General features: G+C 40.6%; 24 protein-coding genes. 10 read left to right on the top strand and 14 right to left on the bottom strand.

Features of this window, described 5'->3' with window-relative positions:
• Positions 1-108: 108 nt before the first annotated feature.
• From LQ226_RS00560 to LQ226_RS00550, 3 genes are all read right to left on the bottom strand, one after another.
• A complete protein-coding gene (locus tag LQ226_RS00560) occupies positions 109-660 on the bottom strand; it encodes a hypothetical protein (protein ID WP_231415775.1) in 552 nt (183 codons plus the stop codon).
• Positions 661-692: 32 nt separating this feature from the next.
• Complete coding sequence (locus LQ226_RS00555; protein WP_231415774.1) at positions 693-1,454, bottom strand: nucleotidyltransferase domain-containing protein; 762 nt, start codon at positions 1,452-1,454, stop codon at positions 693-695.
• A gap of 405 nt (positions 1,455-1,859) precedes the next feature.
• A complete protein-coding gene (locus tag LQ226_RS00550; RefSeq protein ID WP_231415773.1) occupies positions 1,860-2,441 on the bottom strand; it encodes a type 1 glutamine amidotransferase family protein in 582 nt (193 codons plus the stop codon).
• 365 nt (positions 2,442-2,806) lie between these two features.
• Here LQ226_RS00550 and LQ226_RS00545 point away from each other — a divergent pair, with 365 nt between their 5' ends.
• Positions 2,807-3,259: a DUF4362 domain-containing protein gene (locus LQ226_RS00545; protein WP_231415772.1), complete on the top strand. Its 453-nt coding sequence runs from the start codon at positions 2,807-2,809 to the stop codon at positions 3,257-3,259.
• Positions 3,260-3,665: 406 nt separating this feature from the next.
• Here LQ226_RS00545 and LQ226_RS00540 read toward each other — a convergent pair whose 3' ends face one another.
• The 3 genes from LQ226_RS00540 to LQ226_RS00530 are packed head-to-tail and all read right to left on the bottom strand — an operon-like array spanning position 3,666 to position 5,990.
• A complete protein-coding gene (locus tag LQ226_RS00540; protein ID WP_231415771.1) occupies positions 3,666-4,136 on the bottom strand; it encodes a thioesterase family protein in 471 nt (156 codons plus the stop codon).
• A gap of 13 nt (positions 4,137-4,149) precedes the next feature.
• The gene (locus LQ226_RS00535; RefSeq protein WP_231415770.1) at positions 4,150-5,097 is read right to left on the bottom strand and encodes a 3-hydroxyacyl-CoA dehydrogenase NAD-binding domain-containing protein; all 948 of its coding nucleotides are present in this window, start codon (positions 5,095-5,097) and stop codon (positions 4,150-4,152) included.
• Positions 5,098-5,099: 2 nt separating this feature from the next.
• Complete coding sequence (locus tag LQ226_RS00530; RefSeq protein ID WP_231415769.1) at positions 5,100-5,990, bottom strand: beta-keto acid cleavage family enzyme; 891 nt, start codon at positions 5,988-5,990, stop codon at positions 5,100-5,102.
• 381 nt (positions 5,991-6,371) lie between these two features.
• Here LQ226_RS00530 and LQ226_RS00525 point away from each other — a divergent pair, with 381 nt between their 5' ends.
• Together LQ226_RS00525 and LQ226_RS00520 are read left to right on the top strand one after the other, a co-directional pair.
• Positions 6,372-7,919, top strand: a complete 1,548-nt coding sequence (locus tag LQ226_RS00525; protein WP_231415768.1) for a BCCT family transporter — start codon at positions 6,372-6,374, stop codon at positions 7,917-7,919.
• A gap of 16 nt (positions 7,920-7,935) precedes the next feature.
• Positions 7,936-8,340, top strand: coding sequence for a carboxymuconolactone decarboxylase family protein (locus LQ226_RS00520; RefSeq protein ID WP_255686749.1), 405 nt, complete (start codon positions 7,936-7,938; stop codon positions 8,338-8,340).
• Positions 8,341-8,663: 323 nt separating this feature from the next.
• Here the strand turns inward: LQ226_RS00520 and LQ226_RS00515 are convergent, their stop codons facing one another.
• Entirely contained in the window at positions 8,664-9,203 is a 540-nt protein-coding gene (locus tag LQ226_RS00515; RefSeq protein WP_231415767.1) for a TetR/AcrR family transcriptional regulator, read from the bottom strand.
• Between the two features lie 873 nt (positions 9,204-10,076).
• Between LQ226_RS00515 and LQ226_RS00510 the strand changes: the two genes are divergently transcribed.
• The 4 genes from LQ226_RS00510 (at position 10,077) to LQ226_RS00495 (ending at position 11,478) form a co-directional block, all read left to right on the top strand.
• Positions 10,077-10,529: a hypothetical protein gene (locus LQ226_RS00510; RefSeq protein WP_231415766.1), complete on the top strand. Its 453-nt coding sequence runs from the start codon at positions 10,077-10,079 to the stop codon at positions 10,527-10,529.
• Positions 10,529-10,678: a hypothetical protein gene (locus LQ226_RS00505; protein ID WP_231415765.1), complete on the top strand. Its 150-nt coding sequence runs from the start codon at positions 10,529-10,531 to the stop codon at positions 10,676-10,678. The genes LQ226_RS00510 and LQ226_RS00505 overlap by 1 nt, the downstream gene beginning before the upstream one ends.
• Before the next feature lie 32 nt (positions 10,679-10,710).
• On the top strand, positions 10,711-11,070 hold the full coding sequence (locus LQ226_RS00500) for an SH3 domain-containing protein (protein WP_231415764.1): 360 nt from the start codon (positions 10,711-10,713) through the stop codon (positions 11,068-11,070).
• A gap of 141 nt (positions 11,071-11,211) precedes the next feature.
• A complete protein-coding gene (locus tag LQ226_RS00495; protein WP_231415763.1) occupies positions 11,212-11,478 on the top strand; it encodes a YesK family protein in 267 nt (88 codons plus the stop codon).
• 61 nt (positions 11,479-11,539) lie between these two features.
• Here LQ226_RS00495 and LQ226_RS00490 read toward each other — a convergent pair whose 3' ends face one another.
• Positions 11,540-12,043: a hypothetical protein gene (locus LQ226_RS00490; RefSeq protein ID WP_231415762.1), complete on the bottom strand. Its 504-nt coding sequence runs from the start codon at positions 12,041-12,043 to the stop codon at positions 11,540-11,542.
• Between the two features lie 209 nt (positions 12,044-12,252).
• Entirely contained in the window at positions 12,253-12,540 is a 288-nt protein-coding gene (locus LQ226_RS00485) for a hypothetical protein (protein ID WP_231415761.1), read from the bottom strand.
• 65 nt (positions 12,541-12,605) lie between these two features.
• Between LQ226_RS00485 and LQ226_RS00480 the strand changes: the two genes are divergently transcribed.
• Positions 12,606-12,932, top strand: a complete 327-nt coding sequence (locus LQ226_RS00480; RefSeq protein WP_231415760.1) for a hypothetical protein — start codon at positions 12,606-12,608, stop codon at positions 12,930-12,932.
• Positions 12,933-13,080: 148 nt separating this feature from the next.
• Here LQ226_RS00480 and LQ226_RS00475 read toward each other — a convergent pair whose 3' ends face one another.
• The 3 genes from LQ226_RS00475 to LQ226_RS00465 form a co-directional block, all read right to left on the bottom strand.
• Positions 13,081-13,443 carry a DUF948 domain-containing protein gene (locus LQ226_RS00475; protein ID WP_231415759.1) on the bottom strand — a complete coding sequence of 121 codons (363 nt, stop codon included), beginning with the start codon at positions 13,441-13,443 and terminating at the stop codon, positions 13,081-13,083.
• A gap of 111 nt (positions 13,444-13,554) precedes the next feature.
• The gene (locus LQ226_RS00470; RefSeq protein WP_231415758.1) at positions 13,555-14,361 is read right to left on the bottom strand and encodes an aldo/keto reductase; all 807 of its coding nucleotides are present in this window, start codon (positions 14,359-14,361) and stop codon (positions 13,555-13,557) included.
• A gap of 153 nt (positions 14,362-14,514) precedes the next feature.
• Positions 14,515-15,018, bottom strand: coding sequence for a DUF3221 domain-containing protein (locus tag LQ226_RS00465; RefSeq protein ID WP_231415757.1), 504 nt, complete (start codon positions 15,016-15,018; stop codon positions 14,515-14,517).
• A 267-nt stretch (positions 15,019-15,285) separates the two neighbouring features.
• Between LQ226_RS00465 and LQ226_RS00460 the strand changes: the two genes are divergently transcribed.
• Entirely contained in the window at positions 15,286-16,101 is an 816-nt protein-coding gene (locus LQ226_RS00460) for a 5'-methylthioadenosine/adenosylhomocysteine nucleosidase (RefSeq protein ID WP_231415756.1), read from the top strand.
• Positions 16,102-16,635: 534 nt separating this feature from the next.
• Entirely contained in the window at positions 16,636-16,941 is a 306-nt protein-coding gene (locus tag LQ226_RS00455; RefSeq protein ID WP_231415755.1) for a hypothetical protein, read from the top strand.
• 85 nt (positions 16,942-17,026) lie between these two features.
• On the opposite strand, the gene LQ226_RS00450 is transcribed toward LQ226_RS00455, so the two are convergent.
• Both LQ226_RS00450 and LQ226_RS00445 read right to left on the bottom strand, forming a co-directional pair.
• Positions 17,027-17,488 (bottom strand): hypothetical protein, encoded by a 462-nt coding sequence (locus LQ226_RS00450; protein ID WP_231415754.1) that lies wholly within the window; start codon positions 17,486-17,488, stop codon positions 17,027-17,029.
• A gap of 30 nt (positions 17,489-17,518) precedes the next feature.
• The gene (locus LQ226_RS00445) at positions 17,519-17,956 is read right to left on the bottom strand and encodes a hypothetical protein (protein ID WP_231415753.1); all 438 of its coding nucleotides are present in this window, start codon (positions 17,954-17,956) and stop codon (positions 17,519-17,521) included.
• Between the last annotated feature and the right edge of the window lie 6 nt (positions 17,957-17,962).

The raw sequence follows: 17,962 nt of genomic DNA, 5'->3' as shown, positions 1-17,962 counted from the left end.
GAAGAATGAGAAACCCAGTGCATATTGCTACTGAGAACAAGATCTTTTTTGTGATCGTATCCCTCCTAACTGGCGGGACGAGGGGACAGGTTCATTGTCCCGCTTTTTCTACTTTTTAGAGTAGTCTAAAAGATAAACTCCACTAAGTTTAAACGTCCATTGTTCGCCGCTCTTCACCTCTGCCCCACCTATTTTGAAATGATAGGATTGTTCGTAAGGCGCGTCACTATCTCCACCCCCATAAGCAATGTCAGCTGTTTCACCTTTTTCATTGACCACTTCATATTCTAAATCTCTTGAATACGACTGGTCGGAGTTCAATCGAAATAAACTCACCATCGTTCCGTTTGATTTCAATTCACTATCTAAACCGAACTCGACCACGTAGCGATCTTCCCTCTTCTCCACTTTGATAAGGTATACTTCAGTATCATAGACGGTGTCTAAAAGTCTTGGTTCTTCCACTCCTTCAACAATTTCATCTGTTGTTAAAGTGAACGCCATCCCTTCTTCAAAAGGTTCGGTGCTAGCACTATAATCATCTAAGTGATGCCGAATGAAAATGATGTCCTTATCATTGTTTAGGTTACAAGCATTCATGGTAAGGGCCAATAAAATAATTAAACTAAACATGAAATACCAGTTTAGTCGTCGTTTCACTGTCTACACCTCCATCATCTAAAAGTCGCCATTTAGATCCGCGCTCTGACCAACTCTAACAACCTACCCGATTGAGTAGGCACATCTGCCTCCAATGCGATCCATCCATATTCTTCATCGATCATCTTCAATATTTTCTTACCTGCTTCATGGTGAGCGGACGGCGTTATCTGCTCATAAATCTCAAGAAGCTGATCTTTTTTCGATTGCGGTAAATCCTTATGTATAGCTTTCATACCTAGCTGTGCCCGATCATTCGCATATCGGTAAAGAAGTAACCGACTCATAGATCGCATCACTTCCCGAAGCATTTCCGTTGCCCACAAATCATTCCCTCTGTCTTTGGCTTTCGTATACTGAAACAAAAACCAAACGACGGTTTCGGCGCGATCCCTAGCTTCTTCAGTCGTTAAGGTCAGGTTTTGAGTCAACTGATAATCCTTCATTACCTCATCACGATCGTAAAGAACCTTAAAATAATCTTTTTCCTGGATCGTCTTCTTCGTTACCGTAAACAAATCTATGTGTAGGCCATCCTCATAAACTCCAATGACCTGAGGAGCAATGATAAAAATAGATTCATAGTACAATAGATCCTTATAAGCCCTTAGGTGATCAAGCCTTCGTGTCAGAAAAGACGCTTCCCCGTCCTCGTCCACCAGACAATACAAATCAATATCTGAGTGCTCGTCATGTTCATTTCTTCCCATTGAACCTTTCACGAACAAGCTTTGCACACATGGCTCTTGCTTCAGGCTCTCAACTACTTTCTCAAGCGCTATATCTTGACGCATACTCTTACCTCTTTTCTATTGAAAGATAAATATTACGTCAGATTACTATAATATAGAAATAATATCAAATAATTTACACCTTAATGAACTGCCCATTTTTACGGTCCAATCAAAGCCGCTAAGACAGGAAGTGAAAGTAAGACAATAACACTTTGGACAAAAGAGATGATCCCGTCCTTTTTCCAAGCATTCTTTTTAGGATAGCGGTTAAAGATCCTTCCAAATATCAGGAAAAGAAACCACCAAAAGGTGAAAGCGTATAGAGCAGAGCTAACGCTTCCGTATAAGTCACTAAACAAAGGTATCCCCCCTTATTTCGCCAAATATTAGAGCCGGTACCGAGACGAGGGGACAGGTCCCTGGTCCCACGGGACAATGAACCTGTCCCTTTGTCCCGAAGCCACCTCACGCTTTGATAAACCCTTTTTTGAAAAAGCTATACCACTCTTCCAACTCTTCATCCTTTAACACACCTAGCCGTTTCAAAATATCTCTTGAGAACTCAAGAGCTGCACTCCCATTCGCGGTAATCAAATTTCTATCAAGCACCGATTGTTCCTCTATGTAATGCCCTTCTCCCTGATAAGTAGGTGCTCCTTCTTTTAAATACGATAACGAATTTCCTGTATGGGCGTGGTGATCCAGAAATCCATGCATTCCTAAAAACGTCGTAGCATCACAAATGGCTGCCACCGGAATCTCTTTTTGAAAACAAGTGGCTACAAGTTCCTTTGCCTGCTGGTTCTTATCCTCTCTCCACCCTGTTCCACCAGGCAAGATCAACATCGCGAGATCAGAGGCATCTCGGACATCTTGCAACCTGTAATCCGGAAGAACCGTGAGTCCACCCATCGAGACTTTGGGATCTCGGTCAATTCCTACTGTCTTCACTTGAAGGCCTGTATCTGGCTTATTCAACTCCGGTGTAACATAACTGGCTTCCCAATCCGCAAACCCATCTGTTAGAAATACGAGCACCTTTTTCATATCAATTCTCTCCTTTATTTATTCGTATTTAAAGAGATAAAAACAACAATACTTTAAATGATTGATCTTTGGATAGCGGTTCGTGATTTGTTGGAAGGCGAGAAAAATAGTCCACCAAAATAATAAAGCGTACATAATTGAACAGACATTCCTATATACGTCTGTACACAAAACAACCGCCCCATTATTTTCCAAACATTAGTATTAGGATACCATACAACACCTCATTATGTGCTTACGAATAAAATCTCAAGGACAATGAACCTGTTTCCTTGCCCCTCCTCCAATTGGATATTAATGTTAAAATAGAAGGATCGAAACAACTAGAAAGCTATAAATGGAAACTTTTAAAAGGAGGGGAGAGAATGATGAGAAACATATTAGTGGTGACCAGCATCATTTTGTTCATTCTTTCAGGATGCCAATCAAATGGCTTTGAAGGTACGCAAGACACTACAAATAGCGATGCACCGGAGTATGTCCAATCACCAGAAGATATCGTTGATTCACACAGAGATATGACTAACGTAGAAACGTTCTATGCCTTTATAGAACATGTGAATGAAGGGGGTGAAGATGAAATCCGGGTAGTAAGGTACACGACCGAGGGTGATCCGATTCTCCACGATCTTAAATATGATGGTGACGTTATTCATTCCACCATTGATTCCAGGAGAGATGCCTACGGGGCCGGTAGCGTAAGCGAGGCCACCTGCAAATCGATTGATGTTGATGAAAGTAAAGAGAGAACGGATTATGATTTAACAGGTTGTGACGGGGAAAGTGCGCAGCGTAGTATTTTAGTGGTTTGGAAATAGTTATAGGCTCATTGGTTAAAAACAAAACGTGCCCCATAGAGACAGAAAACAAACTCCATAATAGAAAGTGGTAAATATGATTAGATTAATAGGTTTAGTCACTTTAGGACTGGTCTTACTCTTATTAAATGGACTGATAGATACACTATACACTGATGGTACATTTAACTTATTTATTAAAGTATTAAGTTTTGTTACTTTCACTTGGTTAATAGGTAAAATTTTTAATTTAATAATGAAAGAAGAAAAAAGAAAAGACTAAAAATCTATCTTCTCAGATATACTTAAAAACTCTTCCAATTTTTATTGGAAGAGTTTTTTTATTACTATCCTGCGGGACAAGGGGACTGGTCCGTGGTCCCGTGGGACAAGGAACCTGTCCCTCCATCCCACCACCATCTCCATCTCATTTCCTACGAATCCCAATCGTTCTCCCAGCCTGCTTCGGGCGATCGATCTGAGCATCCCTTTCAGCCATTTCAGTAAGCTTGTCCGCTACCTCATTAGGGAAAGCAGCGCCGCGTCCTTCTTTACGGTCAATGCCCATCAGCATTTCCTCTAAGGTTGCGACCGCTTCGCCTTGTTCATTTTCCATCATTAGAAACAGGTGAATGCGCTTTGCGTCTACATCAAAGATCTGGCCTTTAACCGTAAAGGCAGAGCCTTCATGCATTTCCTGCAGGTAGCAAATATGCGTCTCTAAGGTGTAGATTGTGTAGTCATACACTTCACGGGTGCGTTCATCAAGGCCGATGTGGTCAATAAAGGCGTCCGTTGCTTGGCTGAACGCTTTATTGTACTCGGCGTCATTCATATGACCGTTATAGTCCACCCACTCATGAAGAACGGTTCCCTGATAAGAAAAGGATTGTTCCATATTCGACTCTCCTTTACACATTCGTTTTCGTTGTTTCTTGTGGCCAGTATTCCTGCACAAGGTCATAAAGCTTAATTAAGAATTCGTTTCGGTTCTGGTCAAGCTCACTCATCGTCATGCCGCTTGATTGTTCTTCGCATCCGGAAACGACTTTCTCATACAGTTCATCCGTTAATTCAGGTGCTTCAAGCTTCGTCCATGGTTTCTTAAGCGCAGGTCCGAACTGCTTCAGCATGTGACGCATGCCGCCTTCGCCTCCTGCTAGGTGGAATGTTAAGAATGGACCATATTGCGCGTAGCGAAGACCTGCACCGTGAGTGAACGCTTTGTCCACTTCTTCTGTTGTGGCAATGCCTTCGTTAACAATATGAAGAGACTCGCGCCAGATCGCTTCTAATAGACGGTCCGCGATGTGACCTTCAATTTCATGGCGAACAATGAGTACGCTCATGTTGATGCCTTCATAGAAGTCTTTCGCTTTCTGAACAAATTCCTTGGTCGTCTGCTTTCCTGGTACAACCTCAACAAGCGGCAGGATGTAAACCGGGTGGAACGGGTGAGCAACAACTACACGTTCAGGGTGATCTAAGTTCGCTTGTAGTTCTGAAGGCATAATGCCAGAAGTACTTGAGCCGATCAAGGCATCCGGCTTAGCGTGTTGATCGATATTTTTAAGAACCGTTTGCTTTAACTCTTCGATCTCCGGTACGTTTTCCTGAATGAAATCCGCATCCTTCACCGCTTCAGAAAGATCTGCTTCAAACGTTAGGCGGTCCTTTGAAGCTCCTTCCGCAAGGCCAAGTGCTTCAACGTGAGGCCACGCATGGTCAACCGCGCGGCGCATGCGCTCTTCTGCACCTTCTGCTGGGTCTGTTGCGACAACGTCATACCCTTGAGCAAGCATGCGTGCGATCCAGCCATTTCCGATAACTCCTGTTCCGACTACTGCAATTTTTGTCATGATTATTTCCCTCCATGTGGATTTCGTAGATTAAGATATTCGCGGGCTTCTTGTGGTGTCATTGGCTCTAAATCTAGTCCACCAAGCATGTTCACAGCCTTCTCAACAAGCTGTTCGTTCGTTGCTGGTACACCTTTTGATAGATAAATGTTGTCTTCTAGTCCAACGCGGATATTTCCGCCTAGCTGTGCTGTTTGAGAAGCGATTGGCATTTGCATACGTCCAATGCCAAATGCAGACCAGTGCGCGTTCTCAGGAATGCGATTCTTCATATAAAGCATTGTCTCCGCATCTGCTGCCGCTCCCCAAGGAATCCCTAAGCAGAACTGATACATTGGATCGCCGTCGATTAACCCTTCCTTCACCAATTGATTGGCAAAACGGATATGACCGGTATCGAAGCACTCAAGCTCTGGCTTCACACCGCTCTCCTGGATCATCTTCGCCTGATCGCGAAGCCAGTCGGTCGGGCTCATGTAGATCATGTTGCCGAAGTTTGTGCTTCCGCAATCTAATGTACACATTTCAGGAAGCAATTCTCCTACCGGCTCGTGGCGTTCAGCTGGTGTTTGAATATCCGTGCCGTCTCCACCAGCAGCTGGTGTTTGCAGGCTCGGGATGAAATCGCCCCCGCCCCCGGATGTGATATTAATGATGACATCTGTTTCAGACTCACGAATGCGATCGACAATTTCACGATAATGATCGACGTCGTGACTGATGCCCCCAGTTTTCGGATCGCGAGCGTGAACATGAGCAACCGTTGCCCCCGCCTTCGCTGATTCAATCGCAGACTCAGCAATTTCCTTTGGTGTTACTGGAACATTCGGGTTTTTCTTTATCGTATCTCCTGCCCCTGTTACGGCAGAAGTTAATAGTACTTTATTGTTCATTCAAAAGTTCCTCCTCTTGAATTCGTTTTTTGTTTTGTTGTGATCAACTAGTCAAAACTATACCATCTGGACTGTTTAGTTTCAAACCGTTTTTTATCAAAATGACTCCCTTAACCTTCTGAAAACCGCTACATAACAGCATTTAAAGTTTAAATAAAATTTTTATGATGTACAAAACAAACTGTATAATCAGTGAATTGCACATAAATTTTACGAAAATCAGTTAAAATTTGCCCTGAGTATCTAAAAATCTCTTTCATTCTTTTAAATCCTCTTATTTAATACCCAATCTCCCTTTTGAAAGGTTTACCGTCTGGATAGTACAGTTTTCAATGGCAAACAACCGAATAACAACTTATTGAAATATGAGGAGGAATTATTGTGACGAATAGATTAATGGATTGGAAAACCTTTTGGGGTGCCTTATCATTACTGATCTTTGTGTCGGTACCGCTGATGGTCTTTCCTAAAGAAGGGAAGAAACTTGTGCTAGCGGCAAACGATGTCGTAACACAAAACTTAGGGTTCCTATTCTTAACGGTAGGATTATTGATGCTTATGTTCTTACTCTTTGTAGGGATCAGCCGCTACGGAGATATCAAACTAGGCGATGTGGATACAAAGCCTGAATTTAAAACAAGCTCCTGGGCAGCGATGCTCTTCACGAGTGGAATTGGGACAGGCATTCTTTACTGGGGTGTCATTGAGTGGGCTTACTATTATCAAGGACCTCCGTTTGGTCTTGAGCCAGGCTCAAAAGAAGCGGTTCAGTGGGCTTCTACTTATGGATTCTTCCACTGGGGACCGATTGCCTGGGCGATGTTCGCCATCCCTGCCCTGCCGATCGGCTACATGTTCTTTGTTCGTAAAACGAATGTATTCAAAATCAGTGAAGCGTGTCGCCCCGTATTAGGGAAACACACGGACGGGTTCCTTGGACGACTCGTAGATATTCTATTTATGTTCGGACTATTAGGCGGTGGCGGTACAGGTCTTGCCCTGTCTGCACCGATTATTTCAGAAGGATTAAACCACCTTATTGGACTTCCGAACAATATTATGACGAAATCGATTATCTTATTTGGGTGTACATTAATCTTTGGACTAAGCGCTTATTCTGGACTCCAAAAAGGAATTCGCGTCTTAAGTGACATTAACTTATGGTTAGCTTTTGCCCTATTAATCTTTATCTTTTCTGTTGGACCGACCACGTTTATGACCGAATCAACGGTTACATCCCTTGGACGCATGATGGACAACTTCTTCAGCATGAGTACATGGGCAGAACCATTTAATGACTTAGGATTATTCGAACGAACCGGTTTCCCTGAAGGCTGGACGGTCTTCTACTGGGCATGGTGGATTGTATACGCGCCATTCGTTGGCTTATTCATCGCCCGCATTTCAAAAGGACGTACCATTCGCCAGGTTGTATTCGGCACGGTCCTGTTTGGAAGTCTTGGAACGGTTCTATTCTTCGGAATCCTAGGAAACTACTCCATGTACCTTGAATTAAGTGGACAGTATCCGGTGATCGAAACGTTAAACAACCAGGGAGCACCAGCTGCCATTATCGGGACGCTCACACAGCTACCCCTTTCAACATTTGCGATTATAGTCTTTGTTGTGCTTGCGATTATCTTCCTATCCACAACTTACGACTCCGGTTCTTACGTCATCGCCTCTGTTGTACAGAAGCACGTTGAGGGAGAACCACTTCGCTGGAACCGTCTATTCTGGGCCCTTGCCCTTTCCGTTCTGCCAATGATCTTCATGTATTTAGGCGGACTGAAGACGCTCCAGACCATCAGCATCATCGGAGGATTCCCGCTACTTGTGATCCTGCCGATCTTAGGATGGTCGTTCATTAAGATGGCCAATGAGGATAAAGAAAAGAGACTGAAGAAGGAAAAAGACGAAGCTGCATAAAAGGAGACAACACATCATGACGACACGCTATCAAAAAGGATTAGAAGCCTTAAACTCATACACCGATCAGGAAAAAGGAACAAGCCACTTTGACTTAATGAAGGACTTAGATTCCATTGCTCCTGATATCGGAAAATATATTGTAGAATTCGCCTACGGAGACATCTACAACCGTAGCCACTTAGACCAGAAGCAACGTGCCCTAACGGTACTCTCAAGCCTGATCACCCAAGGCGAAGGAAGCTTACCGCAGCTTGAATTACACATTAATACAGCCTTAAACGCTGGCTTGTCAGAAGAAGAGATCGTTGAAGCGATGATTCAGCTCATCCCGTATCTTGGTTTCCCTTCTGTGATTAATGCAGTCAAGCAAGCTAAGCGTGTATTTGCTGAGCGTTCAGAAGAGAAAGTATTTGCTTAGAACTAGGAAAGAAATTGTTCCCTTTTACTTGAATAGAGTGTAAGGTGGGCCTGGAAACCACTCGCTTTCCTGTGGGGAGTTGGTAAGCCTCCTCGACCAGCAGAGCTGGTCTGCGGGGTCTTACCTAGACTCTTCTTCCCACGGGAGTCTCGCAGTTTCCAGGCCCACCTTTACCGTAATGAGAGGAACGGGAACGTGCCAATTGGAGATAGGTAAAGTCTATATAAGGACACTTATATGGGACAGATTAAAATCCTCACTTCAACAGAACCTAAAACAAAAAAGTCACCAGTTCTACTAAAGAGCTGGTGACTTTTTTTGATTTATTTTTTATACGTCTGGTTCTTCAACCGCTCGAGGACTCGTCCTCGGAGCTCGGGGTCTAGTGGCGCTAGGCCAAAGATCTCAGAAAGCCACAGGCCATCAATTGCAAGACGGGTGATCGTTGCATCGACTTCATCTAACCCATCATGTTCCATGTGATCCTGCCAGTCGGCATATGTATCCTGCAGGGGTTTCATAAGCTCAGGGTTGATCCCCTGCGCGGCCAACATTCCGGCACTAATGGTGCGGTTCTCTTCACTCTTATCACGCATAACTTCGATAAAAGCACGCGCCCATTTCCCCGCTTCCTCTGGATCGTTCTCTACCAGTCCCTCGACGTTCTCACGATAAAGGTCATTCATATGTTGAACAAGCCCCTTCACTAGGGCCTCTTTCGTCGAAAAGTGATAAAGCAATCCGCCTTTACTCACTTCCGCTTTCTTCGCTGCGGCATCCAACGTCAAAGCATCACTACCCTGCTCCTTCACAATCAGCGCAGCCGCTTCTAAAATCTTATCCCGCTTCGACTCTCTTGGCATTTTCTTCCCTCATTTGTTTTAGTGCTTGGTTTTTGCTTGTTTTTATAGTATCAGTCTTTTGTGGGGGATTCAATTTTTGAAAATAAATAAAACCTTTAATTATTTACATCGCTATCTATCCTTCTTATTTTGGGCTTATCTAATAGTTAAATCCATATATTGTTGTGGTCCATTAGAGTTAGGATATCTGTAATTAAATTTGTAATGAAATTTTTACCTAATTTACTTTTCTTTGTATTAAATTCTTTGCTAAACTGTGTTTACACAAAAGGAATGACCTTAAATAGACGAATTACAGTAGTGGCTATATCTTGAAAGGATGTAAATATGACGATTTTTAGATTCCCCTTTTTCAGGACAGTAGTATATTGCTTGTTGATTTTAGTGTTATTATTTTCTGATTCTTTAAACTATCTTAACTTTTTTGCTATTAGTGCACTATATGCTTTGATCCAAAGGTTAACTCTAAGGTATAAATTTAACCGATTTACTAACAATAAACTTATTGATTTTGGTTGGTTGCCTATTCTTATTGTTACCATGTTGACGGTTGTGGTGACAATATAAAAGCATAAAATGCTAAGTAGTTCGGTTCAGAGGTAGAAAAATGAAAATAACAAGGCTTTTAACATGCGAATTCACATAGGAATTCGCATGTTTCTTTTTATTGATATGATAGGATTTATTATGGTTTTACGTCTAAAATAACAACGGTTTTAGCACAAGGATTAGCAACTGGACAATAGCTATTATTCGCAAGTTAAAATGGTGCTAAAACCATGGTCAAAACCAATGTTATTTAGTATAGTTAATTGTAATATTTTGTATGGATGAAACGCTTTATGCTTAACTAAATATGTAGGAGGGTGTATTTTGAAGAAACTTTTTATTCTGTTCATCGTAATAGGTTTGGCATTAGTTGGTTGCCAAAATAAAGATGAGAGCGGAAAAACCAATGAACCGAACGAAAGTGATTCTGAAACGACTCAAGCTACAGATCATGCGGGTAGTTCTAAAAATGTGGAATTCGAACCATATAGTGGAAAGGCTTTAAAAATTGCTGTAGTTGGAGCTTCTCCAGAAGTTAGAGAAGAAAACGTTCGTTTTAATGAACTTTCATTTAAAAAATTGCGGGAAGAAGATTTGACTCTTTATGATGCCGTCTTTGTTATGAAAGAGAATCTTTCCGAAGCTTCACAGAGTCAGTATGTTGATGTTTATAAGAGGCATGAAATCCCATTCTTTTTTATTTCTGCCAGAAACTCCATCCCTTTTTTCGAAAATCTGAAGAGTATAGTGAGTTTTGGGAGTGGACACCTGGACTGATGTACGCTCCAGGAGTGGAATATGAGTCAAAAGAATTTGACTCCTTTAGACCTATGGGTGTTTACTTGCCAAATAACGAGGAAACAGAAGAAAACCTAAAAAGAATGTATTCTTTAGTCTTTAATTTAATAGAAGAAACGAATCTGTAAATTAAAAAAAACATCGGAGAAAAGGAGCCCGTATGAATAATAATATATATATCGTGATAAAAAATCATATAAGTAATTATCCAAATCCGATTAAACTGACTAAAGGACAATCTGTTATTGTCGGAGAAGCGTACATGGGAGAGGAAAATTGGGATAATTGGATATATTGCCATACAGAAGATTTAAAGCTAGAGGGATGGGTTCCTGAACAAATAATAGATACCTGCGGAAAGGTATTAGAAGATTACGTAGCAAAAGAATTAAACGTGCATATCGGAGAACTGCTTTTCAAACAAAAAGAATTAAATGGGTGGTTTTGGGCTCAAAAACTTAATTCTTTTAATGAGGGATGGATCCCAAATGAAAATGTACAAGTTTATCAGCAAGATTAAATTTTCGTTTAGCTAACGGATGCAAGAGTTTAACAAGGAGTTGTCGAGAGGCATCTCCTTTTTTTAAGAGGCAGTTTATTGGAAGAACGATTTTTTGAATATTGAGATGTACGTTACGACTTTTCTAGAGGAGGAATTCAAATGTCTTACTTATTCATGAAGGCTATCATTACCGTTAGTTTAATAAGCATTTCTTTGATATTTCAAAAGAATGACTCCAAGTTACACTATATCATTTCACCACTATTCATAGTGTTAAGTATTGTTTTATTACTGATCAGTTTCTTTGTGGGAGGATGGGAAGGAATAGGGTTAGGGGCTATAAGCTTTTCAATTATGATTGCCTCAGTCATCTCTTCTATCGTAATGGGGACCTCAGCTTTATTGAAAGGCTGTGTTAAATTTTAATGTTGATATTTATACCAAAATAGAGGAAACCCGAAAATATTAGGGTTTCCTCTATTTTTATTTAATTTTCAAACGGTACGTTCGTTTCTACTCTGTTTTGAACAATAACTACGTTCTCTATACCTTTGGATACTTCTTTATCAATTTGGATTACAAATGTTCTTGGTGTTGCATCAGAAGTACAAGCTCCGTCTGGTTCCGATAAAGGCACTGTCATAGTATTGTTGTCAGAGCTTAATTCAACATTTTTTACCTTGTAGGGACAACTGCCAGACTCATGAACTCCAATAAAAAAAACATCTTTTTCGTGAAAGCTAACGTTTGGTATTTTATCTTCAAATCCATATAAGTTCCATGTTTGCTCAAATTCTGATTGATTAACAGCTTTTCTTATCAAAAATTGAAATAAAGGTGTTGTTTCTCTTTCAAATGCAACCTCATGAAAATTTGAAGGCAATGTTTTTTCACTTGCTATAACACCACTATCATTTGTGTCATTACTGCAACCGAATAAAAGTAACAACAAAAATAAAGTGAGAGCAAGTAACGATTTATTGATTGTCATAGTTTTTCACTCCTTTTCTATATAATTTAGACGACAATTATTTATAAAAGTTTCTCATATAAAAGTTTACAAGCTCAATTTTAATAGACGTAAACTATCATAGGTATCTGTCATTTCAAATACAAATCATGTAAGTAGAAATTCTTTAATATTGTGTTTGGTGTTTTCTACTTCACAACTGAACTACTTAATAAAATGCGGCTCTTTTATTATTCATATATAGCTACCGTTTTTGTCTCGAATACTTTAGATTGAGGAATACCTCCACCGTCAGCTAGTGGGTCTAACTCGTATTTCCATTTATAAGTTACTTTAAATCTTTCAACTCCTAGGTACGAGTAGTATTGATCGATATAATAATTAGCCGCAGTCAATGCATCTGAAGCCCACACAAGCGTTCCTACGTAAGGGATAGCCCTTTTACCTGCTGCTGCTTCCAAAGCAAAGTTAATACCTGCGGTTGTTGCGCCCACAGCTGTCAAATGAACAGGTGTCATATATGAAGGATATAAAACTACAAAAGTGATAGATTATTAGCATAGAAAGAATAAGGAGGTCCAATATGAGTAACAAAAAGTATGGTTTTGATAGTTTAAATAAGGAACTAAATAAGATTCAAAAAAACGGTAGAGAATTAGATGGGGAAAATAATGTCCCACTAAATGAACTGTTTGAGTCAAATTTCATGACAACGTTCACCCATTTTAATAACTTCGATGAGATGTTAAGAAGATCACAGTTTAACATCAATTCGCTAGAGGATTTTGAAGCCATTCCTAGTAGTGAGTGGGAAACATTTATTAAAGAAAAGACTTCCTTTATAAATTGGGATGAGATGTATTCTAAAGCTGTAGAAATTTGGACTCTTAAAAGCTTGGGCCTAATGTAGAGTGGGCTTTCCTAAATCCTTCTTTTCCTAATGTATATAACTATCAATGTTATTAGGAGGGGAAGTGAACACTCTTTTATGAAGTTCCCCTCCTTCATAGTTGCCCCGATGCAAAAAGAAGAGACCGGTCCCCCCAGTCTCTTCTTCCTCACTTCAATTTAATCTGCACCGGCTGACTCTCTTGCGTCCGCACGGTTTTCCTATCGTTCTTATCCAAAGCAGTCCTTTTCATTGAGCTTGTTACTTCATGGATCATATCGCCCACATCGTGTGCGGATTCGATTAAAGGATCGACGGCTTCCATCTTTCCTTTAACATCAACCGAAATTTGGTTGGCTTCATGAATCAGTTCTTCTGCTTCCTCCGTAATCCCTGTTACGGATTTACGGACGTCAGACAGCGTCTCTTCTGTTTCCGCCAGTGTTGCCATGACTTTTCGTAATGTTAGAACCAAATAAGCGACAAGTACGATAAACCCGATCGCTGCGATTAAAACACTCCACTCAAGCATTCAGACCACCTCCCTCCTACCCTCTAAGTCTATGAGAGTAAGGGGGCGGACATTCCTTCGTTGCTAGATTCAGAAGTGATTTAAGGACAGGTTCATTGTACTTTTAGGGAACTACACCTTTTTCAAATAGTCCATATCCTCTTCACTAATCTTAAAGTCTACCTCTGTATTCGTCTTCATACGCTCAGGAGTGACGGTTTTAGGTAGTGGAAGAAGTCCGAGCTGTAAATCGAATCGAATACTTAATTGAGCTACGGAAACCCCGTATTTCTCTGCGATCTCTTCAAGTTCTTCGTTTTTGAGCAAGTCGCCATGGGCCAGAGGAGAATAAGCTTCAACAAGGATGCCTTGGTCTTGCGTATACTGGATCAAATCCAATGGAGTATGCGTGATATTCGCTAAGATTTGATTGGCCATTGGTTTCACGTTGCACTCATTTAAAATGTTCTCAAGGTCCACTTGCTGGAAGTTAGAAACACCAATCGCACGTACTTTCCCGGCTTCGTATGCTTCTTCTAGCGCTCTCCATACGTTACGGTTTTCTTCCAAGTATCGATTGTCACTACCGAACTCATTCCACGGTTGCGGACAGTGAATGAGCATAAGGTCAATGAATTCAAGACCCAGTCTCTCTAACGACTGATCGATCGATGCTACAGCTTCATCGTATGACTTTATTTCAGCAGCGACTTTTGAGGTAATAAACAGCTCGTCTCTTTTCACACTAGAGGCAAGAATGCCTTCCCCGACACCTCTCTCATTTTCATAAGCCTGTGCTGTATCAATGTGACGATACCCAGCGTTTATAGCCTCTCTTACCGTCTGTGCCACATCGTCATTATCAATCTTCCAAGTTCCAAGACCTAGTTTAGGAATCTCTACCCCATTTGATAGAGTATACTTTTGATTTAAAATCATTGTGAATGTCCCCCTTTTGTTTTTATTTGACTTATATCTTCGCACCTTGCAAAATATGGTACAGTAAAAGCGGTTTCATGTCGATTAATAAGGGCTAGAGGGACAGTTCGATACAAACTTACATCCTTCTTGTTACATACATCACGCACTGGTTTATTCATCATCAACACTTACTTCAAGTACCTCATCTCCATCTTGCAGCTTAACGCTCCACATGTCTTTTTCCTCTATGAAATCGATTGCTTCCACCATTTTTAATCGATGTTCCATGTTGCTTAACGCTTTTCTCAACGCTTCTGATTTCGATAGAGTAGCTCCTTCAGGTTTCTCTTCAGAAAGGATTTCAACTTCTCCGAACTTACCTTGTGGAGGGTAGGATTCCATGACGCTACCTTCCACCTTGATGTCGACTCGGTCACCTATTGATACACCTTCAATATCACCAGAACCCCATATGGCATCGTAACCCCCATTGTTATTGACGTCTTTTGGGTTTGATTTAACCACAAGTATTTTAGAGTCGTTCTTATCCATTACATACCATGCACTAGATGGTTTCTCCATATCTTGATTAACAGAGTCATCTGAGGAATGACAACCAGCAATTAATAGACTCATTAACAATAAGCAGCACATTAGAAATAGTCCTTTTCTCATTTTGGAACCCCCTTTGTTTAACCCATTCGTCGCATAGATCTTTTCAAAAGTTACACTCCCACTTGGACCAGGTATTTTCGTTCTCCCCCTCAGTAAACAAGCAAACTCAAAATCCGAACAAAACAAAACAAAAATTACACAAAGTTCGATTTTAGTTAAATAAATGGTTGTAAATCTTTCTATCATAAAATACAATGACAAAAAGACGAACTTTATTAAGTGTATCGCTTCAATCGTTCGTTTCAACTTAGAAAAAGAGGTGCTAACATGAAACAACATTACTTACTCAAACCGCTACTAGGGATTGTGTTGTTGATCCTACTGCTCGCAGGATGTTCACAGCAACAAAATGAGTCAAAGGCTGCAGAGAAGAAAGATGAAGAACGGGTTGGTATTATTGGACCAATGGAAGTAGAAATAGATTTATTACGTTCTCATATGGAAGTTGATAACAAGGAAGAAATCGGTGACCTTACATATTATGAAGGAGTACTAAACGGACAACAGATTGTACTTGTCCAATCAGGCATCGGGAAAGTGAACGCAACCATTGCAGCTCAAACGCTAATAAGTGAATTTGATGTTGATACGTTAATTAATTCAGGCGTGGCCGGGGGTCTGCATCCCGACCTAGGACTAGGAGATATCGTCATATCTACAGAAACCGTCCATCATGATATGGATGAGACTGCTAAAGGCTTCAAGCCAGGTCAAATCCCAGGTATGGATACTCGCTTTTTCAAAGCTGATGAGGACTTAATTCAATTAGCTAAAGAGGGTACGAAAGGATTGCCTGATTACGTAGATGTGTTTGAGGCACGTATTGCTACGGGAGATCAATTTATTGCAAGTGAAGAGAAAACAGAGTGGATTTACAATACATTCAATGCATACGTAGTAGAAATGGAAGGAGCTGCTGTTGGGCAAGTAGCTCAGTTAAACAACATTCCATATGTCGTCATTCGTTCGGCTTCTGACGATGCTGGCGAAGAGGCTGCCTCGATCCAGGAGAACTTCGTTGAAGAAGCTGCTAAGAACTCTAGTCATGTTATTGAAGAAATTTTAAAGAATATGGGGAGCTAAAGCACAAGGGGACAGGCTCCTCGCCCCGTGGGGCAATGGACCTGGTCCCTTGCCCCACATTAGCTACTTGTAATACTCGGAAAAAAATATCTTATTCAAGATTAATGTCAAAATGAACCCAATGAATACAAAGCCAGGAAAAAGGACCAAACCAGATCCATCATGACCAAAGACAAGACTTAGATTCATAGATATATAAACATTAGCTACGAACTCTAACAAAAAAATAAAAAGAATCCAAACAAAGTGTAACGTTGTCATACGGTTATAAAATGCACTTACTCCTACTAAAACCAAAACGACTATCCCCACTACAACAGCTTCCGGCATCATGCTCCTCCAAATATTTAGTTTCAACCTATCAACGTATAGTTCATTATTAACCCTACAAAGAAGGTATCCAGGATTTTAATCCAGAAATCGTATATTACGGAGTAAGATCCTAAAGATGCTCCTCATAATTACAATACAGTAAAAGAAAGAAGCATTATGACAAGGAATAAACTAACGGAAACAAGAAAGGATGGTGTAATCATGACCACAACGTCTTCAAAGAACACAAGAAACCAAACGACCAACGGAGTGTTAAACCCTAGAAGTACCGGCTTTAACATGGCAATCATATACGGGCTTTTATTTGTCCCATTAATGCTTGTTATGGATAAAGAAATTACGGTTGATCTATTAGCAATCCCTGCCTTACTCTTATATGTACTTGTTCAATTGATTGAATCCTTTATAACGAAAGGCAAGAAAGCAACCGTCCCCCAATGGCTAATAGTCGGCTCCTTTGTGGTTTCAGTACTAACAGCGGTCATTATGGCCATTGTTTCAAGTTGACTTTTTAGGTTTATAAGTGATCAGGGGCATCACTATCTTTTTTATCGTAGCGATAAGAAAAGTTCTTCTCTTGATGTCTTCTCCCTCATAACTTCTTAATCTTATAACCTTCAAGAATATTATGAACCACCCACGCTGCTAGAATAGGAATGAAGAAAAGGAATTCTAACTCTACATTTTGCAAGTCTTTCAAAAACAAACACAATGTCGACACGATGCCAATGATCCCCATCCCCAGCATTCCATCCACTCTTTGCTGCTTCCATTCCTCCTCCCCTACTCGCTCTTTATCAAGTTCTACCATCAGACGAGCCGTTTTAGTTCCGATTATTTTTCCTGTTTTAAACATATATAAAGAATGGACGGCAATGCTCCACGAAAACAAACTAAACACAAAGACAAGTACAAAAGCTGACCCTACCTGCCTTGCATAGAGAAACAAGAGTCCATAAATGATAAAGCCAATGAGAAATTGTATATTATTCTGGAGTAATCGCCTCTTCTTCAAGCGCTTCACAATCTGTTGATCCACATCTTTACCAGCCATCCTCCCCCTCCTTCTCTCTTAATCAAATCACTACCTACTCTGAAGCTCTTCAAGAAGAGGCATAAATGATTGATAAACCTCCACAAATTGAACAACCATGTAACCTACGACAATTGCAGCCACTCCCCCGTAAAGGAACATACCTATTTTTAAGAAGCGCGTTTTCCGCAGGGATAAATAGACCATCCAAAGAACACTAAACAAAACTGAACTTAATGCAAAAAGCAATTCTATAAGGTTACGACTTTGCCCTATTTCCACCATGACCTTTATAGCAAGTCTATTATCTTCTTCCTTCTCGAGCACGTAGGTTTCATCTTCATTAAAAATATGCTCCACCGTCACCGACCCTTTGGAAGCTGAAAACGTATATGGAGGGAAATGAATATCCAGTAAATTAAAAATGATTAATGGAATGAGGATTAGAATGAAAAACCCCGCCATGACCATTTTCATTTTTCTATTCATTTAGCA

Source organism: Pontibacillus sp. HN14 (assembly GCF_021129245.1).
Lineage (GTDB): Bacteria > Bacillota > Bacilli > Bacillales > BH030062 > Pontibacillus.
Note: the sequence above shows the minus strand (reverse complement) of the source record. Positions and strands in the feature narration are given on the sequence as shown.